Raw genomic sequence first — 23369 nt, forward strand, 5'->3', positions numbered from 1 at the left:
ATTAAGCTTCGGTGTTTCCGATCCTACAAGTTTTCGTTGATCTCGGTCAAACCGGCCGATCTTCGTAAACCAGGAGGATCTTTGCCGCTCCGTCTCCGGAGCAACTTCTCCAACTTACCGTGACACCCACCGAGTGTCGAATCAACCGATTTTCCGGCTGATCAACTCATAGTGGACGACACCAGGCGGCCAACATGCAAGCGCACGCCCGAGCCGCCAGGCTCATCGAAGAGGGTTCGCCTCGGGCCCGGAGCCGCGATCCGCAGCTCCCAGTTCCCCGGGGCGATGAGAACACTAAGCTCCCCCGCCCCCCTCGTCAAATCGGCCCCGCAAACCGTATCCGCAGGTAAAAGCCCCACAGCCCGGATCAAGCCCCGAAATACCCACTCTTCGCGACCGTAACGTTACCTACCTTGCGCCGCAGCAAAGCCTCACCTCACGGTGACACAGCGACAAAGAGCACTCAAGAAGCCGAAGGCCCCTGAGGTCCAAACACCCAAACACCCCAGGGACCGAATGCCTTGGACCCCGGCGCCGGCCGGCAACAGGATCCAAGGACGGCTGTCACGCGGAGACGAGCTCCACCGCACCCAGCGACCGCTTGCCCCGGCGCAGGACGAGGAACCGCCCGTGGATGAGGTCCTCCGCCACCGGGACATAACCCTCATCCGTGATCTTCACGTTGTTGAGGTAGGCCCCGCCCTCCTTGACCGCGCGCCGCGCCGCCGACTTGCTCTCGACGAGGCCGCTCTCCGCCAGCAGATCGATGAACGTCGCACCGAGGGCGGGAGCCGTCACCCCAGGCAACTCGGCAAGAGCAGCCGCGAGGGTCCGCTCGGGAAGCTCGCCCAGAGCGCCCTGGCCGAAGAGCGCCTTGGAGGCCGCGATCACCGCGGCACACTCATCCGCACCATGCATAAGCGTGGTGAACTCCTCCGCCAGAGCACGCTGAGCGACGCGAGCGGCGGGACGGTCGGCCGTCTCCTTCTCCAGTGCCTCGATCTCCTCCCGGGACCGGAAGCTGAAGATCTTCAGGAACTTCACGACGTCACGATCGTCGGCGTTGAGCCAGAACTGGTAGAAGGCGTATGGCGTGGTCATCTCGGGGTCGAGCCAAACGGCCCCGCCCGCGGTCTTGCCGAACTTGGTGCCGTCGGCCTTGGTGATCAGCGGCACGGTGAGCGCGTGCACATGGTGGCCCTCGACCCGCCGGATGAGGTCGCAGCCGGCGGTGATGTTGCCCCACTGGTCGCTGCCGCCGATCTGCAGGCTGCAGCCGCGCCGACGGTGGAGCTCCAGATAGTCGTTGGCCTGGAGGATCTGGTAGCTGAACTCGGTGTAGCTCAGCCCCTCACCGGCCAGACGGGCGCTGACGGCCTCGCGGGCGAGCATCCGGTTGACCGGGAAATGCTTGCCGACGTCGCGCAGGAAGTCGATGGCGGTGAGCGGACCGGTCCAGTCGAGGTTGCTGACGAGGGCGGCCGAGGTGGGCCCCTCGTCGAAGGAGAGGAACTTCTCCACCTGCACCCGGATGCGGGACACCCAGTCGGCGACGACGTCGGCGGTGTTGAGGGCGCGTTCGCTGTTGCGCCCGCTGGGGTCGCCGATGAGGCCGGTGGCGCCGCCGACGAGGCCGATGGGACGGTGGCCGGCGCGCTGGAACCTCGTGAGGGTGAGCAGCGGCACCAGGTTGCCCACGTGCAGGGACGGCGCGGTGGGGTCGAACCCGCAATAGACCGTGATCGGGCCCTCGGCCAGCGACTCGCGGAGTGCGTCGATGTCGGTGGACTGCGCGATCAATCCGCGCCAGGCGAGCTCATCGAGGATGTCGGTCACGGTGCAGAGATTCCTCAGTGTGTGGATTTACATCGATAAAAGCGAGCATGTCCGATCAAGAGCGTCAGACGCTACCCAGGCATACAGCCTGCCTGATCATCGCCGACTCGCGCCACTCGTCGGCGCGGTAACGTGCGATGCATGTGGAAGGTGAGGCGCGAAGTGACGGTCGCCAAGGCGGTGGGCGCCCTGGTCTGCCTGGCATTGGCGGTCTTTTTCGCCCTGGATCAAGACACACGGGGAGTGGTGCTGGCCGCCCCCGCCACCGTGCTCCTCGCCGTCCTCGCGGCGCGCGACCTCATCGTGCCGGTACGGCTGGCGCCCGACGACGACGGCCTCACGATGGTGGTCGGGTTCGCGGGACGCCACCACGTGCCGTGGAGTGAGGTGACCGACATCCGGGTGGACGTGCGCAGGCGCCTGACCTCGCGCACCGAGCTGCTGGAGGTGCACACCGAGGAGGGGCTCCAGGTGTTCAGCTCCTACGATCTCGGGGTGCCGTGCAAGGAGGCTCTCGCCGTACTCCGCGAGAAGTGGCATCAGGCCCGGCGCCGGGGCACGTGCTGACGGTGGGGTGACACGGTCGGGTCGCCCTCGATCCAGAAACGCCAGAGGGTCTCCTTGCCGTTGGCGATGCCGGTGCGCGGGCCGGCTTTGACCGTGCCGGGCGGCGGCGGTGTGCCTTCGAGCAGCCGGATCGGGCCGCCGGGCAGGCAGCAGTCGAGCCCGTTCTGGTCGCGGCCGAGGCCCAGGGCGACGGCCAGCCGGGCGGGGCCACGGCCCAGATCACGCTCGGGAACGGCGGCTGAGGCGGCCCGCGAACGCTCCCTGGCGGCGCGGGCGAGGGGTGCGCCTTCGACGATCTCGCCCGCCCTGAGCAGCACGGCCGACCCCATGCCCTTGGGCAGGCAGACGAGATTGGCGCAGAAATGCATGCCGTATGTGAAGTAGACATACATGTGCCCAGGCTCCCCGAACATCACGGAGTTGCGTGGGGTCTGGCCGCGATAGGTGTGGGAGGCGGGGTCCTCGCCCGGCAGGCCATATGCCTCGACCTCGGTGAGACGCGCGGCGACGCGTCCCGCCGGCGTGACGTGGACGAGGACGTGGCCGAGCAGGCCGGGTGCGACCTGCTCGGCGGGCCGGTCGAAGAACTCCCGCTCTAGGAGCCGCTCGCCCATGCGGCCTGGTCGTCGACGTCGTCGCGCAGGGAGGCGAGCTGCTCGCGGACCCGGTCGGGGGCGGTGCCGCCGTGGGCCTTGCGCGAGGCGAGGGCGCCGGCGACGTTCAGGACGTCGCGCACATCGGGGGTGAAGTGCGGCGACACCTTGATCAGCTCATCGTCGGTGAGCACGTCGAAGGTCTTGTCGTTGACCTGGCACCACACGACGAGGTGGCCGACGGCCTCGTGGGCCTCGCGGAAGGCGATGCCCTTGCGCACGAGTAGCTCGGCGAGGTCGGTGGCCAGGGCGAAGCCGTCGGGAGCGCTCTCGGCGAGCTTGGCGGTGTTGACCCGCATGGTGGACACGAGCCCGGCGACGGCCGGCAGGACGAGCAGGAGGGTGTCGACCGTGTCGAAGACCGGCTCCTTGTCCTCCTGCAGGTCGCGGTTGTAGGTCTGCGGAAGGCCCTTGAGCGTGGTGAGCAGCGACATCAGGTTGCCGATGAGCCGCCCGGACTTGCCGCGGGCGAGCTCGGCCACGTCGGGGTTCTTCTTCTGCGGCATGATCGACGAGCCCGTGGAGTAGGCGTCGTCCATCTCGATCCAGCGGAACTCCTGCGAGGCCCAGAGCACGATCTCCTCGCCCAGCCTCGACAGGTGCACACCGACCATCGCCGCGCAGAACAGGAACTCCGCGGCGAAATCGCGGTCGGAGACCGCGTCCATCGAGTTGGGCGCGGCGGAGTCGAATCCGAGCTCACGGGCGACGGCCTGCGGGTCGAGCGGCAGGGAGGAGCCGGCGAGCGCTCCCGAGCCGAGCGGGCAGACCGCCGCGCGGCGGTCCCAGTCGCGCAGCCGGTCGATGTCGCGGGCGAAGGCGTGCACGTGGGCGAGGAGCTGGTGGCCGAAGGACACCGGCTGGGCGTGCTGGAGGTGGGTCATGCCGGGGGCGGCGGTCTCGGCGTGCTCCTCGGCCTGGGCCATCAGCGCGGTCTCAAGCTCGACGAGCCGCGAGACGATGGTGCGCACGTGGTCGCGGAGGTAGAGCCGGAGGTCGGTCGCGACCTGGTCGTTGCGGCTGCGCCCGGCGCGCAGCTTGCCGCCGAGGGTGCCGAGCCGCTCAAGCAGCCCGCGCTCAAGCGCGGTGTGCACGTCCTCGTCGGCGACGGTGGGCCGGAACTCCCCTGCCTTGCAGGCACGCTCCAGGTCGTCGAGCGCGCCGATCATGCGGTCGAGCTCGTCTTCGCTCAGCAGCCCGGCGCGATGCAGGACTCGCGCGTGGGCGCGGGAGGCCAGCAAGTCGTACGGCGCGAGCCGCCAGTCGAACTGCACACTGACAGAGAGCCTGGTCAGCGCGTCGGCCGGGCCTCCTTCGAACCGGCCGCCCCACAACCGCATGGGCTTGCCACCTTCACTCACGGTGAGTCTTCCTCGCTTTCGGATTTGAGCTTGTCGGCGCCCGCGCCCGCCGGATGGCCCGGGGGCGCGGCGTTCCACGCGACCTTACAGCGCGCTACTCATCGGTGGTGAACCGGCGAGGAGCGCCACGCGTGTCTATGCGGCACGACGCCGGTCACGGGAGGTCAGGCGCGCCTGTCGGCGGCGCGCAGCAGCGCCTCGGCGAGACCTGCGCCCCCTTGGGGATCGCGGCTGATGATCAGGATCGTGTCGTCGCCGGCGACCGTGCCGAGGATGGACTCCCATCCCGCGTGATCGATCGCCGAGGCGAGGAACTGCGCGGCGCCGGGCGGGGTGCGGGCGATCACCAGGTTGGCGGACGCCTCGGCCGAGACCAGGAGCTCCTCGGCGATGCGCCGCAGGCGGGCGGCGGGGGTCTCCCCCGTGCCCAGCCGGGCGAGCGGGATGCGGGCGCCGCCTTCGCCTGGGAGGGCGTAGACGAGTGATCCGTCCTCTGCGCGCAGTTTGAGGGCGCCGAGTTCGTCCAGGTCCCGCGAGAGGGTGGCCTGGGTGACCTCGACGCCGCTTTCTGCGAGCAGTTTCGCCAGCTCGGGCTGGGATCGCACGGGCTGGCGGGCCAGCAGGTCGGTGATCCTGGCCTGCCTGGCGGTTTTGGTCATGGGAATGCTCATGGTCAGTGCTCCGGGTCCATCCACAATGTGGACGTCATTTTCGCGCCAAGAGCCAGTGGAGCAGTGCCTTTTGCGCGTGGAGCCGGTTTTCCGCCTGGTCCCACACCACACTCTGCGGCCCCTCCAGGACCTCGGCGGTGATCTCAAGCTCCCGGTAGGCGGGCAGGCAGTGCAGCACCACCGCCTCCGGGGCGTTCGCGAGCAGCGCGCCGTTCACCTGGTACGGCATGAGCGCGGCGATGCGCTGGTCCTTGTCGCTCTGGCCCATCGACACCCATGTGTCGGTGGTGACCGCGTCGGCGCCGGCGACGGCGGCGGCGGGGTCCTCGACGACCTGCGCCGAACCGCCGGTGGTCGCGGCGATCTCGGCGGCGCGGGCGAGCACGGCGGGGTCTGGCCGGTAGCCCTCGGGGGCGCAGACGCGGACGTGCATGCCCGCGAGGGCCCCGCCGAGCAGGTAGGAGTGTGCCATGTTGTTGGCGCCGTCGCCGAGGTAGGCGAGGGTGAGGCCGTGGGTGGCGCCCTTGTGCTCGCGGACGGTTTGCAGGTCGGCGAGGATCTGGCACGGGTGGAAGTCGTCGGTGAGGGCGTTGACCACCGGCACGGACGACACGCGGGCCATGACCTCCACGCGCTCCTGGCCGGAGGTGCGCCACACGATGGCGGAGACCTGGCGCTCCAGCACCCGCGCGGTGTCCTCGATGGGCTCGCCGCGGCCGAGTTGCGAGCTGCCCGCGTCCATGATGAGCGGCTGGCCGCCGAGTTCGGTGATGCCGACGGCGAACGACACGCGGGTGCGGGTCGAGTGCTTGTCGAAGAGCACGGCGACGGTCTGGGGGCCGGACAGCGGGCGGTAGCCGTACCGGTCCTTCTTCATGGCGTCGGCGAGGTCGAGGATCTCGGCCTGTTCCTGCGGGGTGAGGTCGTCGTCGCGAAGGAAATGCCTAGGCATTGGCGGCCTCCGTCAGGATCGCCGGGAACGCGGTCAGGAAGGAGTCGATCTGGTCGGTGCCGATCACGAGCGGCGGCGCGAGCCGGATCGCGTCGGGTTGTACGGCGTTGACCAGGAATCCCGCGCGTTGCGCGGCGGCCTGAACCGCCGCGGCCTTGGGCTCGGCGAGCAGGGCGGCGAGCCACAGGCCGCGGCCTCGCACGCCGGTGAGCAGCGGATGGTCGATCGCGGCGATGCCCTCGGCGAGGTGGGCGCCCGCCCGCCGCACGTGGGCGAGCAGGCCGTCGGCCTCGATGGTGTCGAGCACGGCGTGGGCCGCCGCGCAGGAGACGGCGTTGCCGCCGAAGGTGGAGCCGTGGTCGCCCTTGTCGAAGACGGTGCCGGCCGCGCCGAAGCCGGCGACGGCGCCGATCGGCATGCCGCCGCCAAGGCCCTTGGCGAGCGTGAGCAGATCGGGGGTGAAGCCGTCGGCCTGGTGGGCGAACCAGTGCCCGGTGCGGCCGATGGCGGACTGGATCTCGTCCGCCACGAGGAGGGCGCCGGTGGCGTCGCAGATCTCACGCGCGGCGGTGAGGTAGCCCTCGGGAGCGGGCACGACTCCCGCCTCGCCCTGGGTGGGTTCGAGGAAGACGGCGGCGCACTCGGCCGTGACGGCGGACTTCAAGGCGTCGGCGTCGCCGTACGGGACGAAGCGCACGTCCACCGGGAACGGTCCGAACTGCTCGCGGATGGACGCCTTGCCGGTGAGCGACAGGGCGCCGATCGTGCGGCCGTGGAAGCCGTTCTCCGCGGCGACGAAGTAGGTGCGGCCGTGGGTCTTGCCGTACTTTATGGCGATCTTCAAGGCGCACTCGTTGGCCTCGGCGCCGGAGTTGCACAGGAAGACGCGGCCGGGGGTGCCGAGCAGGCCGAGGAGCCGCTCGGCGAGGCGCACCTCGGGCTCGTGGAGGTAGAGGTTGGAGGTGTGGGCGAGCGTGGCGACCTGCTCGGACACCGCCCGCACGAGGGCGGGGTGGGCGTGGCCGAGGGAGTTGACCGCGATGCCGCCGATCAGGTCGAGGTAGGCGCGGCCGTCGAGGTCCCACACCCGTGCGCCCTCGCCGCGGGCGAGCGCGAGCGGCGGCACGCCGTAGTTCGGCATGAACGCGGCTTCGAACCGCGCACGCAGGTCGGGCTGCTCGGCACTCACTGTCCACCCCCGGGAATGACCATGGTTCCGACACCCTGGTCGGTGAAGATCTCCAGCAGGAGCGAGCGGGGCTTCCTGCCGTCGAGCACGTGCGCCTGGGGCACGCCGCCTTGGACGGCGCGCAGACAGGCTTCCATTTTGGGCACCATCCCGCTGGAGAGGGAAGGCAGTAGTTCGACGAGTTCGCCGGCGGTGAGCCGGCCGATCACCTCGGTGCTCGCCGGCCAGTCGGCGTAGAGGCCCTCGACGTCGGTGAGCACGATGAGTTTGCTCGCCTGGAGCGCCACCGCGAGCGCCGCGGCGGCGGTGTCGGCGTTGACGTTGTAGACCGTGCCGTCCTCGCCGCGGGCGACGGAGGAGACGACCGGGATGCGGCCGTCGGCGAGCAGGGCGCGTACGGCTCCCGCCTCGACCTTGACGATCTCCCCGACCTGGCCGATGTCCACCTTCTCCCCGTCGACCACCGCGTGCTTGCGGACCGCGGTGAACAGATGGGCGTCCTCGCCCGACATGCCGACGGCGAACGGGCCGTGCCGGTTGAGCAGGCCGACGACGTCGCGGTTGACCTGGCCGACGAGCACCATGCGCACGACCTCCATGGCCTCGGGCGTGGTGACCCGCAGGCCCGCGGTGAAGGTGCTCTCGATGCCGAGGCGCTGGAGGTGGGCGTTGATCTGCGGGCCGCCGCCGTGGACGACGACGGGCCTGAGCCCGGCGTAGCGGAGGAACATGATGTCCTGCGCGAAGCCCGCCTTGAGCGCGTCGTCGGTCATGGCGTTGCCGCCGTATTTCACGACGACGGTCGCGCCGTGGAAGCGGGCCAGCCAGGGCAGCGCCTCGATCAGCGTGCCGGCCTTGGCGGCGACGCCGTCGATGCCGTCGAGGTGGAGGTCGGTGGCGGTCATGTCGAGTAGGCCGAGTTCTCGTGCACGTAGGCGGCGGTCAGGTCGGTGGTGTGGACGGTGGCGGCGTGCGGGCCGGCCGAAAGGTCCACGGTGATCGTCACGTCGCGCGGACGCAGGTCGACCTTGGAGCGGTCGTCGCCCGCGGCGCCGCCGCGGCAGATCCACACGCCGTTGATGGCGACGTTGAGCCGGTCGGGCTCGAAGGCGGCGTCGGTGACGCCCACGGCGGAGAGCACGCGGCCCCAGTTGGGGTCCTCGCCGTGGATGGCGCACTTGAGCAGGGTGGAGCGGGCGACCGAGCGGCCCACGGTGACCGCGTCGTCCTCCGAGGCCGCGCCGATGACCTCGATCGCGATGGCCTTGCTGGCGCCTTCCGCGTCGACCAGGAGCTGCCGGGCGAGGTCGGCGCACAGGCCGGTCACGCGCTTTTCGAACTCGGCGAGGTCGGGCACGACGCCGCTGGCGCCGCTGGCCATCAGCAGCACGGTGTCGTTGGTGGACATGCAGCCGTCGGTGTCGAGCCGGTCGAAGGTGACGGCGGTGGCGCGGCGCAGCACCGTGTCGAGCTGCTCAGACGACAGGTCGGCGTCGGTGGTGAGGACGCAGAGCATGGTGGCAAGGCCCGGCGCGAGCATGCCCGCGCCCTTGGCCATGCCGCCGACCATATAGCCGCCCTCGCCCCGTTTGAAGGAGATCTTGGAGACGGTGTCGGTGGTGCGGATGGCGTCGGCGGCGGCCAGGCCGCCGTCCCGGCTGAGCTGGGCGGCGACCTCGGTCACTCCGGCCAGGAGGGGGTCCATGGGCAGCCGCTCGCCGATGAGGCCGGTGGAGCAGACGACGATCTCGCCCGGCGAGCCGGTGAGGACCTCGCCCACCTTCTCTGCGGTGGCGTGGGTGTCCTGGAAGCCCAGGTGGCCCGTGCACGCGTTGGCGCCGCCGGAGTTGAGGACGGCGGCGCTCACCTTGCCGCCTTTGACGACCTGTTCCGACCAGATGACCGGCGCGGCCTTGACGCGGTTGCGGGTGAAGACCGCCGCCGCCGCGCGTGAGGGCCCGTCGTTGACAACGAGTGCGAGGTCGCGGGCGCCGCTGGTTTTAATGCCTGCGGCGATGCCCGCGGCCCGGAAGCCGAGAGGTGCGGTAACGCTCAAGGTGCGACTCCGATGTGGGGAAGGCCGGTTTCTTCTGGCAGGCCGAGGGCGATGTTGGCGCTTTGGATCGCGCCGCCGGCGGTGCCCTTGGTGAGGTTGTCGATGGCGATGACCGCGACGACGCGACCGGCCGCCGGGTCGAACGCCACCTGCAGCACGGCGGTGTTGGCGCCCAGGGTCATCGAGGTGGCGGGCCACTGCCCCTCGGGCAGCAGGCGCAGGAACGGCTCGTCCTTGACCGCCGTCTCATATGCCTCGCGCAGCGTCTCGGCGGTGACGCCGGGCGCCGCGGGCGCGGTGCAGGTGGCAAGGATGCCCCGGCTCATGGGCACGAGCAGCGGGGTGAAGGAGACGGTGACGGGCCAGCCGGCGACGGCGGAGAGGTTTTGCTCCATCTCGGGGGTGTGGCGGTGCACTCCCCCGACGCCGTAGGCGGAGGCGGAGCCCATGACCTCGCTGGCGAGCAGGTTCGGCTTGAGGGCGCGGCCGGCGCCGGAGGTGCCGGAGGCGGCGACCACGACCACGTCGGGCATGGCGAGCCCGGCGGCGAAGGCGGGCATGAGGGCGAGGGTGGCCGCGGTGGGATAGCAGCCGGGGACGGCGATGCGCCGCGCGCCGCTCAGGGTCGCCCGTGCGCCGGGCAGCTCGGGCAGGCCGTAGGGCCAGGTGCCCGGGTGGGCTCCGCCGTAGAACCGCTCCCAGGCGGCGGGGTCGGTGAGCCGGAAGTCGGCGCCGCAGTCGATCACGAGGGTGTCGCCGAGTTGCTCGGCGAGGGCGTGGGACTGGCCGTGCGGCAGGGCGAGGAAGACGACGTCGTGGCCGGCGAGGGTCTCGGGGGTGGTCGGGGTGAGCACGCGGTCGGCGAGTTGCGGCAGGTGGGGCTGGTGGTCGCCGAGGCGGCTGCCCGCACTCGCGCCCGCGGTGAGGGCGCCGATCTCAAGGTGGGGATGGCCGAGCAGCAGGCGCAGCAACTCTCCCCCCGCGTAGCCGCTGGCTCCCGCGACGGCTGCCCTCATCCGCATCCTCCTGCATGTCTATGCATCTGCCCTCATGAGCTTGCTTAAGGATTATGCATCCCTAGGGATGGTCATGCAAGCACACATACCCCATCTCCCAAGCACGCAAATCAGACTTCGAGGGAAGTATCACTGCATGGCCACTCACAGCAGCCGATCAACGCTGTCTAATGACGGTAAACCGAATCTCGTTTCTGCCCTTTGCTGCAGGGCGACCGCGTCGCGCTCGCGATGCGCAACTATCCCGAGTGGGTCGTCTCCTTCTCCGCGATCATGGCCCTCGGGGCCGTCGCCGTACCCCTCAACGCCTGGTGGACCCGCTCGGAGCTGGAATTCGGCCTGGCCGACTCGGGCAAGATCCTCAAGACGAAGCTGAGGCACGAGGTCCTCGGCGGGTGAGCGGGGGCGCGGCCGGGGTCCGGTCCCCCCGGCCGCGCCGGCTTCCGCCGTACCGCTTGGCGGATGGCGGCTGAAAATCATTTGCGGTGCGGCATGGCCGATGCCCACAATGGCACTTCGTGGCCGAAAAGTCTGATCGCACCTTCAGGGCCCGGCTACGCGGGCTGGGCATGGACATCCGGCCACTCCGGGAGTCCCGGGATTTCCGCCTCCTCATGGGCTCCGGGATCATCACCATGTTCGGGAGCTTCCTGACCTACGTCACGGTTCCCCTCCAGATGAAGGAACTGACCGGCTCCTATGTGGCGGTCGGCCTGGTCAGCCTCGCGGAGTTCATCCCCATGGTGGTGTGCGGGTTGTGGGGCGGCGCCATCGCCGACGCGCTCGATCGGCGCAAGGTTGTGCTCTGGTGTGAGGTCGGCCTCGCTCTCGCGGCGCTGATCCTGATGATCAACGCGCTGCTGCCCGAGCCGCAGGTCTGGGTGCTCTACGTGCTCGGCGCCTGCCTGGCCGGGCTCGACAGCCTCCAGCGGCCGAGCCTCGACGCCATGGTGCCCAGGGTCGTCAAGCACGACCAGCTCACCGCCGCCGCGGCGCTCATCTCCTTCCGCTGGAACTTCGGCGCCATCGTCGGGCCCGCGCTCGCCGGCGTCATCGTCGTGGCCTTCGGGCCCGCCGTGACCTACGGCATCGACGTGGTGTCCTACGTGCTGTCCTTCGTGCTGCTGTGGCGCGTGCGCCGCCTCCCGCCGCGCGAGGACGCCACGCCCGCCTCGCTCAAGTCCCTCGTGCAGGGCATGCGCTACGCGGTCAGCCGATCCGACCTCATGGGCACCTACCTCGTGGACATGGCGGCGATGTTCTTCGCCATCGCCACCGCGCTCTACCCCTTCCTCGTCGACGAACTCGGCGTCCCCACCGCCCTCGGCCTCCTCTACTCCGCCGGGGCCGCAGGCTCCCTCCTCGCCTCGGTCACCTCAGGCTGGACCCGGCGCGTGCACCGCCACGGGCTCGGGGTGATCGTCGCCGCCGTGCTCTGGGGGGCGGCGATGGGGGTGGCCGCGCTCGTCCCCAACATCTGGATCGTGGTGCTCTGCCTCGCCGTCGCCGGGGCCGCCGACATGATCAGCGGCATCTTCCGGTCCACCATCTGGAACCAGACCATTCCCGACGAGCTCCGCGGCCGTCTGGCGGGCATCGAACTGCTCTCCTACTCCACCGGGCCCATGCTCGGCAACGCCCGGGCCGGTTTCATGGCGCAGTTCGGCGGGGCGCGTTTTTCGGTCGGGGTCGGCGGGCTGCTGTGCGTCGGCGCGGTCGCGCTGCTGGCGGCGGTGCTGCCGAAGTTCAGGAAATACGACGCGCGCACCGACGAACACGCCCTCGCCGAACGCAGGCGACGCGAAGCGCTGGTGGCCGAGGGCTGAGCGGCCCTCGGGGCACACTCGCGGCCGTGCTCCGCGCCGCCCCCGGGCCACGAGCCCCGGAAATTCCGCGGTTCTGACACGCCCGTGCGTTACCCTTCAAGCGTGCCCATCGTCATCCGCCTTGCCCCTGGTTGCCGCCCGCGCGGCTGCCGGGCCCCCGCGCGGCGTGTGCTCGGGCGCCGGGTGCGCTATGTGATCGGCGCCGAGCCCGGCCAGATCAACGGCATGCGATGGCTCCGCGCGCCACGCGCCAGGCGGGCCGCCTGAGGGCCGGCTCCGCCGTTCGTTCCCTTCTTCGGAACTCCTGATCTTCTCCGGTCCCGGCCGGGCGTCGTTCTGACCCGCCGGGACCCCTGTCCGGCATGCGGCTTCATCTCACGGCATGCCGGGCGTAGCCGTATGGGTCTCACGAATCCGGGGCGCGTGCCCTGGCTCAGGAGCATGCATGTCTGCGATGAACAGCGAAGAATCTGGATATTTCGGTGCGTTCGGCGGCAAGTTCATCCCGGAGGCGCTGGTCGCCGCCGTGGACGAGGTCGCCGCCGAGTACGGCAAAGCCAAGGCGGACCCCGCGTTCGCCACCGAACTGGAGGAACTCCTCGTTCACTACGCCGGGCGCCCGAGCGCGCTCACCGAGGTGCCCCGCTTCGCCCGGCACGCCGGGGGCGCGCGGGTGTTCCTCAAACGCGAGGATCTCAACCACACCGGCTCACACAAGGTCAACAACGTGCTCGCACAGGCGCTGCTGACCAGGAGGATGGGCAAGCCGCGGGTCATCGCGGAGACCGGCGCGGGCTCGCATGGGGTGGCGACCGCGACCGCGTGCGCGTTGTTCGGGCTGAAGTGCACCGTTTACATGGGCGAGGTCGACACCCGGCGGCAGGCGCTCAATGTGGCGCGGATGAGGATGCTCGGCGCCGAGGTCATCCCCGTCACCTCCGGCTCCCGCACCCTCAAGGACGCCATCAACGAGACGTTCCGCGACTGGGTGGCCAACACCGACACCACGCACTACATCTTCGGCACGGTCGCCGGGCCCCACCCCTTTCCCGCCATGATCCGCGACTTCCAGCGCATCATCGGGGTGGAGGCCCGGCGCCAGATCCTCGAACGCGCCGGGCGGCTGCCGGACGCGGCGGTCGCGTGCGTCGGGGGAGGGTCCAACGCGATCGGTCTCTTCCACGCCTTCCTCCCCGACCAGGATGTACGCCTCATCGGCTGCGAAGCCGCCGGGCACGGCGTCGAGACCGGGAAACACGCGGCGACGTTGTCGGCGGGCGAACCCGGCATCCTTCATGGTTCACGCTCTTACGTGCTGCAGGACGAGGAAGGGCAGATCACCGAGCCCTGCTCGATCTCCGCCGGGCTCGACTATCCGGGCATCGGGCCCGAGCACGCCTACCTGCACGAGATCGGCCGCGGCGAGTACCGCCCGGTCACCGACGACGCCGCGATGCAGGCGTTCCGGCTACTCGCGTCGACCGAGGGCATCATCCCGGCGATCGAGAGCGCACACGCCCTCGCCGGCGCCCTTGACGTCGGCGCCGAACTCGGCCCGGACGGGCTGATTCTCGTGAACCTATCCGGACGTGGCGACAAGGACATGGACACCGCCGCCCGCTACTTCGAGAGGAACGCCACGTGAGCGGGAACATCCGGCTCCTGGCCGACACCCTGGCGCGCGCCGGCAAGGAGAACCGGGCCGCGCTCATCGCCTATCTGCCCGCCGGCTTCCCGACCGTCGACGGCGGCATCGCCGCGATCCAGGCCGCCCTGTACGGCGGAGCCGACGTCTTCGAGGTCGGACTGCCGCACAGCGACCCGGTGCTGGACGGCCCGGTCATCCAGACCGCCGACGACATCGCCCTGCGCGGCGGCGTCCGGATCGGCGACGTCATACGCACCGTGCGAGAGGCCTACCGGGCCACCGGCAAGCCGGTGCTGGTTATGTCGTACTGGAATCCGATCTCCCGGTACGGCATCGAGCGTTTCGCCCGCGAACTGGCCGAGGCCGGCGGCGCGGGCTGCATCCTGCCCGACCTGCCCGTACAGGAATCCGCTGCCTGGCGCGACCGCGCCACGAAGCTCGGCCTCGCCACCGTCTTCGTGGCCGCGCCGAGCAGCACCGGCCCGCGCCTGCGGGAGATCACCGCGGCCGGCTCGGGGTTCGTCTACGCCTCCTCGCTGATGGGCGTCACCGGCGCCCGCGCGGCAGACGGCGAGGCCGCCCCCACCTTGGTGCGACGCCTCAGGGAGGTCACCGACCTTCCCGTGTGCGTCGGCACCGGCATCTCCAACGCCGCTCAGGCCGCCCGGGTCGCCCGTTACGCCGACGGCGTGATCGTCGGGACCGCCCTGGTCAAGGCCGTCCTCGACGCCCCCGATGAGGCCGCGGCCCTCACGGCGGTCAAGACGCTCACCGCCGAACTCGCCGAAGCCGTCCGCCGGACCTGACCGCTCCACGGGCAACTACATGGATTATCCAATAATTGGATAATCCATGTATGTTCGCGGTCATGGATGCCAGACGGCTGGATCGGGAACTGATCGACTACCTCTTCGTCCTGCACGACCACGTGCACGGCGAGCTGAAGAGCATGCTGCGCGAACTGGAGTTGACCGACGCGCAGGCCGGCGCGCTGTGGCGGCTCACCGGTGAGCCGCCGATGACGGCGCGCCGCCTGGCCGAGGTTCTGAACTGCGACGCGTCGACCGCGACATCGATGATCGACCGGCTGGAAAGGCAGGGTCTGGTGAGCCGTGAGCCCCACCCCACCGACCGCCGCGCGAAGATCGTCCGGCTCACCCTCGAGGGATGCACCCTGCGGGATCGCGTCATCCGGCACGCCGTCGAACGCTCCCCGTTCGCCCGGCTCGACGAGGAAAGCCGGCGCCGGTTGCATGCGCTGCTGCGCCAGGCGAGCACTCACGATCAGGAGGCGTCGTGACCGTGATCATCACCGGCGCGTCCGGGCTGGGCCTGGTGACGGCCCATCACCTCGTGCAGGCCGGGACGGATGTGCTCCTCATCGGCAGGGACCCCGCCAGAACCGCCGCCGCGGCCAAGCAGCTGGGCGGCGTCAAGACCTACACGGCGGATTTGTCCGCGTGGTCGCAGGTGCGCGACCTGGCGGCGAAACTGGCGGCCGACGGCGTCCGCATCGACGTCCTGATCAACAACGCCGGAGCCGCCTTCCCCCGCTACGGGCAAACGGCTGACGGGGTCGAACGCACCTACGCGATCAACCACCACGCACCCTTCCTCCTGACGCACACCCTCTTGGAGGCGGGCGCGTTCACCTCCACCGCCCGGATCATCAACCTCTCCAGCTTTGTGGAGAAGCGCGGCAAACTCGACCCCACCGACCCGGACGTCGCCGGGACCTCATGGGGCAGGCGGTTCTACTCGCAGATCCACGTCTACTCCACCAGCAAACTGGTCGGCCTCCTCGCGACCGCGGAACTCGCCCGCCGCCTGCCCGAAGGCATGAGCGCCTACAACGCCAACCCCGGAATGGTGAAGGGCACCGGCATGAACACCAACGCCGGCGGCCTGATGCGCCTGACCGCCCCCGTGTTCCGGCCCTTCTCCATCACGCCGGACAAGGGCGTACGAACCCCCGTCTGGCTGGCCACCGCCACCCCCGCTCCACACCCCAGCGGAGGCTTCTTCACCGACTGCCGCCCGGACTCGCCTTCCCCCCTCGCCCGCGACACCACCCTCGCCCACACCGTCTACGAACGAACCGCCACCCTCCTGGGCGTGCCCCCCTTGAGCCGTCAAGCCCCCACGCCGGGGTTCACAGCGCCGTCCGACGGGGCAGGCTAGTCGGCAGGAGCCAAGCCCTTGCGGAACGCAAACGGTGCGAAGCGCTGATCGCCCTGTGACGCGGAGTGGGGGTTGCTAGCGTAGAGTCATGAAGGTAGAGCCCAGGAGCGCGGAAATGATCAAGCGACCACTTCCCGCCCCGTCGGATCCACCCGACCCGGAGGCCGACGCGGAGTGGGAGCTACGCAAGTCGATGATCGATGCTGCTATGCAGCAGTCCTCGTCCCCCGACGAGGTCGACTGGACCAACTTTCCCATTCACGGATACTTCGCCGAAGATCTCGATCACATTCCGGGTTTGCCTGCGCACGCTGAGCTAATAGATGGAAGCTTGGTGCTCGTAAGTCCGCAGGTTCGCTTTCACTCCCTCACGATCTTTCTTCTGGAGCTGGGCCTCCGCCGCACCCTCCCGGCTCACCTCCGCGTGCGCAGGGAGATGAGCGTGATCCTGGGGCCACTGCAGCGTCCTGAACCCGACTTGGTCGTGGTGGACGCCGACGCTGACAAAGGCATCACCCGGCAGTCCTCCTACGCCGCCGTGAGTGTGCTCCTCGCGCTGGAGGTGGTGTCCGTCGAGTCCGCCACACGCGACCGCACCCGCAAGCCGCAACTCTACGCGGAGGCGGGTATCCCGCATTTCTGGCGGGTGGAGGAGTCCGACGGGCTTCCAGTCGTGCACACGTTCAAGCTGGACCCGGTCGAGAAAACATACATCGCCACGGGCGTCCACCATGACCGCCTCACGGTCGGCGAGCCCTTCGAGATCGACATCGACCTCACCGAGATCAACCACCTCTGACCACGCCAACCGCCGGGCGTTCTGACAAGACCATGCTAAGCCGGGCCACCCGGACAACACGCACAAACGGCTGGTACGGCAGTGCCGTACCAGCCGTTTGTCGTGAGGTCAGACGCCTCGCAGGTGGGCGCCGAGGCGCTCGGCGGCGACCGCGACTGCGGCGTCGCGGGCGGCTGTGGTCTCCTCGACGGTGAGGGTGCGGTCGGGGGCGCGGAAGCGCAGGGTGTAGGCGAGGGACTTGTTGCCTTCGCCGACCTGTGCGCCGGTGTAGACGTCGAACAGCCGCACCGACTCCAGGAGCTCGCCCGCGCCGTCGCGCAGGGCGGTCTCCACGTCGGCCACGGAGGTCCAGTCGGGCACGATCAGGGCGACGTCCTGGGTCGCCACCGGGTAGGCGGAGACCCGGCGGGCCTGGACGGGGCCGGTGTGGAGGCGCTCTAGCCGGGTGAGCTCGAGCTCCATGGCGCAGGCGCGCGGCGGCAGGCCGTAGGCCTCGACGACTCTCGGGTGGAGTTCGCCGGCGTGGCCGACGAGGGTGTCGCCGACGTAGAGGGCGGCGCAGCGGCCCGGGTGCCAGGGGGCGTGCTGGTCGGCCTGGACCGACAGCTCGGCTCCGGCCTCTCGGGCGACGGCGCGGGCGGCCTCGACCGCGTCGGCCCAGCCCGCGGCGCGGCCCTTGCCCCACCAGCCGGAGCGCTCGAACTCGCCGGTCAGCACGACGGCGACCCGCAGCGGCTGGTCGGGCAGGGCCGCCGCGACGGCGGCCAGCTCGTCCTCGGTGGGGCGGCGGTCGACGCGCAGCACCGGCGCCCGGTCGGGGGCGTCCTCACGCGGGCGGTAGACGAGGCCCGTCTCGAACAGGGCGACGTCGCCGAAGCCGCGCCCGACGTTGCGCACCGCGGTCTTGAACAGACCGGGCAGCAGTGTCGTGCGCATGAACGGCTCGTCCTCCGACAGCGGGTTGGTGAGCCGCACGGCGCGCCGGCGCGCGTCGTCGTCGGTGAGCAGCAGGTCGTCGAGATCGCGCGCCCCGACGAACGGGTAGGCCAGCACCTCGGTGTAACCGGCCCCGGCGAGGGCGCGGCCGACGCGGCGGCGCAGCCGCTGGGCCTCGGTGAGCCCGGCGCCCGCGGGGGCGGGCGGCAGGACCGAGGGCAGCTTGTCGTAGCCTTCGAGCCGCATGACCTCTTCCGCGAGGTCGTTGGGGTCGGTGAGGTCGGGCCGCCAGCTCGGCGGAACAACGGTGATCATGTCGTCGCCGACGACTCTGAGCAGCTCGGTGAGCTCCCCGGTGGACACGGTGCCGGTGGCGTCGACTCCGTGGGGGCCCTCCCCCGCGCCTTCCACCACGCCGTCGGCGACCGTGCAGCCCACCTGCTCCAGGCGGTGCACGACGGTCTCCCGCGAGTAGGGCACGCCGGCGACCGCGCCGGGGTGACCTGTCGGGATGGCGATGGCCGTCGGCGCCACGTCGACCTGGGCGTGGGTGACGCCGGGCGAGACGGTGGCGCCGCCGAGCTCGGCGAGGAGGGACACCGCGCGCCACGAGGCCACCAGCGGCAGCTCGCGGTCGACGCCCCGCTCGAAGCGCTTGGACGCCTCGCTGACGAGGTTGTGCCGGCGGGACATGCGCGCGGTGCCGGTCGCGGAGAAGTGGGCGGCCTCGATGACCAGGTCGACCGAGTCGTCGGCGATCTCGGTGTCCTTGCCGCCCATGGTGCCGGCGAGGCCGATCGGGCCCGAGTCGTCGGTGATCAGGATGTCCTCGGGGTGGAGCTCGCGGTCCACGTGGTCGAGGGTCGTGAGCCGCTCGCCGGGCTCGGCCCTGCGCACCACGATGCCGCCGCTGAGCCGCCCACGGTCGAAGGCGTGCAGCGGCTGGCCGAGCTCCAGCATCACGTAGTTGGTGATGTCGACGGCCAGCGACACCGGCCGCATGCCGGCGCGCGCCAGGCGCACCCGCATCCACAGGGGGCTCTGCGCGGCCGGGTCGAAGCCGGTGACCTCGCGCAGCACGAAGCGGTCGCAGGCCGTGGGGTCGGCGATGGAGGCGGGGAACGCCTCGCCGGAAGCCTCGGGCAGGTCGACGGCCGCGGGGTCGCGGAACTCGACGCCGAAGGCGGTGGCCGCCTCGCGGGCGACGCCGCGGATCGACAGCGCGTAACCCCGGTCGGGGGTCACCTCAAGCTCGATCACATCGTCGCGCAGGCCGAGCAGCGTGGCGACGTCGGCGCCGATCGGCGTGCCGGCGGGCAGCACGAGGATGCCTGGGCTGGAGTCGGCGATGCCGAGCTCGGCCTCCGAGCAGATCATGCCCTCGGAGACGTGGCCGTAGGTCTTGCGGGCGCCGATCTCGAAACCGCCGGGCAGCACCGAGCCGGGAAGCGCGACCGGCACGAGGTCGCCGGCCTCGAAGTTGACCGCACCGCAGACGATGCCGCGCGGGGCGGCCTCGCCGACCTCGACCTGGCAGTGGCGGATGGGCTTCTTGAAGCCCTCAAGGGTCTTGAACTCGAGGACCCTGCCGACCACGATGTTCTTGATCTCGTGGCCGACCGAGGTGATCGACTCCAGTTTGAGGCCGGCCGCGGTAAGGCGGTCGGCGATCTCGTGGGCGGTGGCGGCGGGGAGGTCGGCGTGCTCCCGCAACCAGGAAAGCGGGACCTTCATCAGACCTCCATCCCGAACGGGAGCGTGAAGCGCACGTCTCCCTCGACCATGTCACGCATGTCCTCGGCGTTGTGGCGGAACATCAGGGTGCGCTCGATGCCCATGCCGAAGGCGAATCCGGAGTATTCGCGCGGATCGATGCCGCAGGACACCAGGACCCGCGGGTTGATCATGCCGCAGCCGCCCCACTCGATCCAGCCCTCGGACTTGCAAGTGCGGCACGGCGGGTTGCCCGGCACCGCAGAGGCGCCCCTGCACACGAAGCAGCGCAGGTCCATCTCCGCGGAGGGCTCGGTGAAGGGGAAGTAGTTGGGGCGGAAGCGGGTGGTGATGCCCTCGCCGAACATCGACGCCGCGAAGGCGTCGAGCGTGCCCTTGAGGTGGGCCATGGTCAGGCCCTTGTCGACGGCGAGCCCCTCTACCTGGTGGAAGACGGGGGTGTGGGTGGCGTCGAGCTCGTCGGTGCGGAACACCTTGCCCGGTGAGATCACGTAGCAGGGCAGCGGCCGCGAGAGCATCGCGCGCACCTGCACGGGCGAGGTCTGGGTGCGCAGCACCATGCCGGAGTCGCGCGATCCGACGAAGAAGGTGTCGTGCTCGGAGCGGGCCGGGTGGTCGGGCGCGATGTTGAGCGCGTCGAAGTTGAACCACTCGCCTTCGAGCTCGGGCCCCTCGGCCACCTCGTAGCCCATCGCCACGAAGGCGTCGGCGATGCGCTCTTGGAGCGTGGTCAGCGGGTGCCGGGCACCCGCTGGGCGGCGGTCCCAGGGGAGGGTGACGTCAACGGCCTCCTCGATGAGGACACGCGCGTCGCGCTGGGCCTCCAGCTCGGCCTGGCGGGCCGAAAGCGCCTCCGCGATGGCCTTGCGCGCGCCGCCGACCCGCTTGCCAGCCTCGGCGCGGGCGGCGGGTGGAAGCGCGCCGATCTCTCTGTTGGCCAGCGCGATGGGCGATCTGTCGCCCGCGTGCGCGAGCCTCGCCTGCTTGAGCGCGTCGAGGTCGCGCGCTGCGGCGACGGCCTCCAGCGCCTCGGTGAGCATCCGCGCCACCTCGTCGGCGTGCAGCGGCGTCACCTCGACCGGGTCGTAGTTAGACAAGAGTGAGCTCCGAATCCAGGGCTTGAGCGGCCATGAGTCTAGTGCGGAAAGCCCACCGGGCCGCTATCGCCCGCGCGAGCCGGGAGGCGGCTCAGGCGAAGTCGGGCGTGCCGGTGGGCACGGTAAATCGAAACTCAGCCCCGCCTTCGGGCGCCCGCTGGACGACGATGCCGCCGCCGTGGGCCTCGACCAGGCCCTTGACGATGAACAGGCCAAGCCCCGTGCCGCCCCTGCGCCTGCCGTTGCCGCGCCAGAACTGCCGGAACACGCGCGTGGACAGCTCGGGCGCGATGCCCTCGCCCTGGTCACGCACGGACACGGTCACTCCCTGCTCGCTTGGTTCAACGACTATTGTCACCGTACCGCGTCCGTGGCGCACAGCGTTTTCCGCGAGGTTGGCCAGAATCTGATCGACCTTGTCCTGGTCAAGCCAGGTCTCCGGGAGTTCGCCGCGGATCTCCAGCCGGAACCGGTCCTCGGCGTCGCCGGCGGCGACCCGCCCCGCGATCACCTTGCGCGCCCGGGCCGGGATGTCGACGACCTGCCGGTGGATCTCCAGCCGCCCCGACTCGATGCGCGACACGTCGAGCAGCTCGGTGATGAGCCGCGTCACGCGGTCGGCGTCGGCGTTGACGGTCTCCAGCATGATGCGCTTCTGATCGTCGGTGAAACGGTCCCACTTGGCGAGCAGCGTCGCGGTGAAGCCCTTGACGCTCGTCAGCGGCGACCGCAGCTCGTGGGCGACGGTCGAGACGAGATCGGCGCGGCTGCGCTCCAGGCGCGCCCTCGCGCCTCCGTCGCGCAGGGTGATGACGACCTTGACGACCTCGCCGCCGCGCTCGGGGCGGCGCACCAGGCGCGCGGCCACCATCAGCTCGTGGCCGCCGGGCAGGTGCAGGGGCCGCTCGGTCACGCGGGTGCGGGTCCGCAGGCCGCCGCCGGGCTCCAGGCACTTCCACCAGTCGCGGCCGTCGGAGTCGCGGAAGGGGAAGACGTCACGCATGTCGCGCCCGACCGCCTTCTCGGCCGCCACCCCTGTCAACCTCGCCGCGGCGCGGTTGACGATCAGGACGCGGCCCTGCCGGTCGGCTACGAGGAGGCCGTCGGGGAGATCGTCGATGTGGACCACGCACGCGGCATCTGCGACACGCTGATCGGTGTTGTCACCGCGCACGACCCCGCCTCCTGTCGACCTACAAGGCCGACAATAGCGGGTTTCCCGCACTCTGGAGGAGCCTCACTTGCCGCTCTGGGTGCGCGTGTCGGCATACCGGCAGACAGGGGGCCACTGTCGCGAAAAAACAGCATTGCAATTGACCTGACATCACCCCGCCACCCGCCCGAACCGGGCTTCCCGGCTCCCTCACTCCGGCTCCGCGAAAAGCCCCACTTCGCACACTGGCCGCGTTCATCAACAAACCATGCCAGAGATCTGCATCCCCCACCCAATCCCCCGATCATGCCGTCCGGGGGTGCCGCAATCCGCACTCCTAAAACGTCCGGCGGGTGTACGGAGGACAAACTTCGCGATCGCCAAGGTGGTATTCCGGAATACCGATCAACCCGCTTCCGGAGGATTCTCACTTCCCCGCCGAGCGCACACGAAGGCACCGGGACAGGCGACCGCTGCCAAGGCGGGGCCCAAACTCTCCACATGACCGCAGCCCTGGATATGGGCCGCCCGGGGACGAGACACTCCGCGCTCTCGATCCGCACGCCCGCAGCCCGGAACTACTCCTTGCAAGCCGCTCAGCCCGCCTCCGGCGGACTCTCACCTTTCTCGCAGGGCAGAGGGTCCGCCGTGGCCAAGCCGAGGCCCTCCGCACCTCTGGAGCGCCGCCCCCGCCGGGTTCACTTCTCCCGCTGGGCCCGCGCGGAGGCGTAGAGGCAGACGGCGGCCGCCGTGGCGAGGTTGAGACTCTCCGCACGACCGTAGATCGGGACACGCACCACGTCGTCGGCGAGCGCGAGGATGTCCTCGGGCAGCCCCCACGCCTCGTTACCGAAGATCCAGGCGGTCGGGCCGCTCAGGTCGACGTCGTCGAGGGTGACCGTGCCCGCGCCGTCGGCGGCGAGGACGCGCATGCCCTGGGCCTTCAGGTGCTCGGCGGCCCGCGCGGCGGTCACGCCGGTCGCGACGGGCACGTGGAAGAGGCTGCCGGCGCTGGCCCGTACACATTTGCCGTTGTAGGGGTCGACGGAGGCGTCGGTGAACAGCACGGCGTCGGCCCCGGCGGCGTCCGCCACCCGCACGACCGTGCCGGCGTTGCCGGGGTCGCGCACATGGGCGAGCACGGCGACGAGCCGCGCCGCCTCGACACCCGGCTCGGGGTACGGCACAGCCGAGGAAAGCTCGACATGGACGAAGCGGCAGACCGCGAGCAGGCCCTGCGGGGTCACGGTCTGGGCCAGCTCGGCCATGACCTCCCCGCTGGCCCGGAAAACCGGCACATCGGCCGCCGCGGCGGCGGCCACGAGCTCGGGGTGGCGGGCTTCGGCCTCACCGGTGGTGAACAGCTCCACGACCACGCCGGGAAGCTCAAGCGCCTCACGGACCGCCTGCGGCCCTTCGGCCAGGAAGGCACGATCCCGATCGCGGAACGCCCGCTTGGTGAGCCTGCGGGCGGCCTTGACCCTCGGCGACCTGATGTTGGTCAGCTCAGACCCCGTCACGTGTTGTCCCCTCATGTCCCGCCGTCCCAGCGCCTTGCCTTCATCTCAGCCCGATCACCGGCCGACCGGCCGGTTTTCCAGGCCCGTGCCCGTCTCAGTAGGACCTGCCTGTCCCCTGCCGATCAGCCGACCCTAGCGCCACAGATGCCGGCTGGGATCCGGCCCGCCGGGCCC

21 protein-coding genes and 1 pseudogene are annotated in these 23369 nt (G+C 70.5%); 9 read left to right on the forward strand and 13 right to left on the reverse strand.

Annotation, left to right across the window (positions count from 1 at the left end):
- Positions 1-564 precede the first annotated feature (564 nt).
- Positions 565-1836, reverse strand: a complete 1272-nt coding sequence (gene tyrS, locus Ssi02_RS26845; RefSeq protein ID WP_204030360.1) for a tyrosine--tRNA ligase — start codon at positions 1834-1836, stop codon at positions 565-567.
- Positions 1837-1977: 141 nt separating this feature from the next.
- Here tyrS and Ssi02_RS26850 point away from each other — a divergent pair, with 141 nt between their 5' ends.
- Positions 1978-2403 (forward strand): PH domain-containing protein, encoded by a 426-nt coding sequence (locus tag Ssi02_RS26850; protein WP_204030361.1) that lies wholly within the window; start codon positions 1978-1980, stop codon positions 2401-2403.
- On the opposite strand, the gene Ssi02_RS26855 is transcribed toward Ssi02_RS26850, so the two are convergent.
- The 8 genes from Ssi02_RS26855 to argC form a co-directional block, all read right to left on the reverse strand.
- Positions 2376-3017 (reverse strand): DNA-3-methyladenine glycosylase, encoded by a 642-nt coding sequence (locus Ssi02_RS26855; protein WP_204030362.1) that lies wholly within the window; start codon positions 3015-3017, stop codon positions 2376-2378. The genes Ssi02_RS26850 and Ssi02_RS26855 overlap by 28 nt on opposite strands.
- Positions 2999-4396 carry an argininosuccinate lyase gene (gene argH / locus Ssi02_RS26860; RefSeq protein ID WP_239129819.1) on the reverse strand — a complete coding sequence of 466 codons (1398 nt, stop codon included), beginning with the start codon at positions 4394-4396 and terminating at the stop codon, positions 2999-3001. Before argH ends, Ssi02_RS26855 begins: the two co-directional genes overlap by 19 nt.
- Before the next feature lie 185 nt (positions 4397-4581).
- Positions 4582-5088, reverse strand: coding sequence for an arginine repressor (locus Ssi02_RS26865; RefSeq protein WP_204030364.1), 507 nt, complete (start codon positions 5086-5088; stop codon positions 4582-4584).
- A gap of 34 nt (positions 5089-5122) precedes the next feature.
- Positions 5123-6040, reverse strand: coding sequence for an ornithine carbamoyltransferase (gene argF / locus Ssi02_RS26870; RefSeq protein ID WP_204030365.1), 918 nt, complete (start codon positions 6038-6040; stop codon positions 5123-5125).
- Positions 6033-7181, reverse strand: a complete 1149-nt coding sequence (locus Ssi02_RS26875; protein WP_239129822.1) for an acetylornithine transaminase — start codon at positions 7179-7181, stop codon at positions 6033-6035. The genes argF and Ssi02_RS26875 overlap by 8 nt, the downstream gene beginning before the upstream one ends.
- 44 nt (positions 7182-7225) lie before the next feature.
- On the reverse strand, positions 7226-8134 hold the full coding sequence (gene argB / locus Ssi02_RS26880) for an acetylglutamate kinase (protein ID WP_204030367.1): 909 nt from the start codon (positions 8132-8134) through the stop codon (positions 7226-7228).
- Positions 8131-9285, reverse strand: a complete 1155-nt coding sequence (argJ, locus tag Ssi02_RS26885; protein WP_204030368.1) for a bifunctional glutamate N-acetyltransferase/amino-acid acetyltransferase ArgJ — start codon at positions 9283-9285, stop codon at positions 8131-8133. The genes argB and argJ overlap by 4 nt, the downstream gene beginning before the upstream one ends.
- Positions 9282-10307 carry an N-acetyl-gamma-glutamyl-phosphate reductase gene (gene argC / locus Ssi02_RS26890; protein WP_204030369.1) on the reverse strand — a complete coding sequence of 342 codons (1026 nt, stop codon included), beginning with the start codon at positions 10305-10307 and terminating at the stop codon, positions 9282-9284. The genes argJ and argC overlap by 4 nt, the downstream gene beginning before the upstream one ends.
- Before the next feature lie 201 nt (positions 10308-10508).
- Here argC and Ssi02_RS26895 point away from each other — a divergent pair.
- The 8 genes and pseudogenes from Ssi02_RS26895 to Ssi02_RS26930 form a co-directional block, all read left to right on the forward strand.
- Positions 10509-10655: pseudogene (locus Ssi02_RS26895) on the forward strand (AMP-binding protein); the annotation flags it as partial.
- Positions 10656-10819: 164 nt separating this feature from the next.
- On the forward strand, positions 10820-12127 hold the full coding sequence (locus Ssi02_RS26900) for an MFS transporter (protein WP_239129757.1): 1308 nt from the start codon (positions 10820-10822) through the stop codon (positions 12125-12127).
- Between the two features lie 102 nt (positions 12128-12229).
- On the forward strand, positions 12230-12394 hold the full coding sequence (gene trpM / locus Ssi02_RS26905; protein ID WP_204030370.1) for a tryptophan biosynthesis modulator TrpM: 165 nt from the start codon (positions 12230-12232) through the stop codon (positions 12392-12394).
- 178 nt (positions 12395-12572) lie between these two features.
- Positions 12573-13772 (forward strand): tryptophan synthase subunit beta, encoded by a 1200-nt coding sequence (trpB, locus tag Ssi02_RS26910; RefSeq protein WP_204030371.1) that lies wholly within the window; start codon positions 12573-12575, stop codon positions 13770-13772.
- Positions 13769-14581 carry a tryptophan synthase subunit alpha gene (trpA, locus tag Ssi02_RS26915; RefSeq protein ID WP_204030372.1) on the forward strand — a complete coding sequence of 271 codons (813 nt, stop codon included), beginning with the start codon at positions 13769-13771 and terminating at the stop codon, positions 14579-14581. The genes trpB and trpA overlap by 4 nt, the downstream gene beginning before the upstream one ends.
- A gap of 62 nt (positions 14582-14643) precedes the next feature.
- A complete protein-coding gene (locus Ssi02_RS26920) occupies positions 14644-15075 on the forward strand; it encodes a MarR family winged helix-turn-helix transcriptional regulator (RefSeq protein WP_204030373.1) in 432 nt (143 codons plus the stop codon).
- Positions 15072-15956: an SDR family NAD(P)-dependent oxidoreductase gene (locus Ssi02_RS26925; RefSeq protein WP_204030374.1), complete on the forward strand. Its 885-nt coding sequence runs from the start codon at positions 15072-15074 to the stop codon at positions 15954-15956. The genes Ssi02_RS26920 and Ssi02_RS26925 overlap by 4 nt, the downstream gene beginning before the upstream one ends.
- A 193-nt stretch (positions 15957-16149) precedes the next feature.
- On the forward strand, positions 16150-16755 hold the full coding sequence (locus Ssi02_RS26930; RefSeq protein WP_373870206.1) for a Uma2 family endonuclease: 606 nt from the start codon (positions 16150-16152) through the stop codon (positions 16753-16755).
- 108 nt (positions 16756-16863) lie between these two features.
- On the opposite strand, the gene Ssi02_RS26935 is transcribed toward Ssi02_RS26930, so the two are convergent.
- The 4 genes from Ssi02_RS26935 to Ssi02_RS26950 all read right to left on the reverse strand — a co-directional run bounded on the left by Ssi02_RS26935 (position 16864) and on the right by Ssi02_RS26950 (position 23195).
- Positions 16864-19425 carry a phenylalanine--tRNA ligase subunit beta gene (locus Ssi02_RS26935; protein ID WP_204030375.1) on the reverse strand — a complete coding sequence of 854 codons (2562 nt, stop codon included), beginning with the start codon at positions 19423-19425 and terminating at the stop codon, positions 16864-16866.
- Positions 19425-20465: a phenylalanine--tRNA ligase subunit alpha gene (gene pheS / locus Ssi02_RS26940; RefSeq protein ID WP_204030456.1), complete on the reverse strand. Its 1041-nt coding sequence runs from the start codon at positions 20463-20465 to the stop codon at positions 19425-19427. The genes Ssi02_RS26935 and pheS overlap by 1 nt, the downstream gene beginning before the upstream one ends.
- 148 nt (positions 20466-20613) lie before the next feature.
- Positions 20614-21696, reverse strand: a complete 1083-nt coding sequence (locus Ssi02_RS26945) for a sensor histidine kinase (protein WP_204030376.1) — start codon at positions 21694-21696, stop codon at positions 20614-20616.
- A gap of 677 nt (positions 21697-22373) precedes the next feature.
- A complete protein-coding gene (locus Ssi02_RS26950) occupies positions 22374-23195 on the reverse strand; it encodes a TrmH family RNA methyltransferase (RefSeq protein WP_204030377.1) in 822 nt (273 codons plus the stop codon).
- Positions 23196-23369 lie beyond the last annotated feature (174 nt).

It is taken from the genome of Sinosporangium siamense, from assembly GCF_016863435.1.
In the GTDB taxonomy this organism is placed as follows: domain Bacteria; phylum Actinomycetota; class Actinomycetes; order Streptosporangiales; family Streptosporangiaceae; genus Sinosporangium; species Sinosporangium siamense.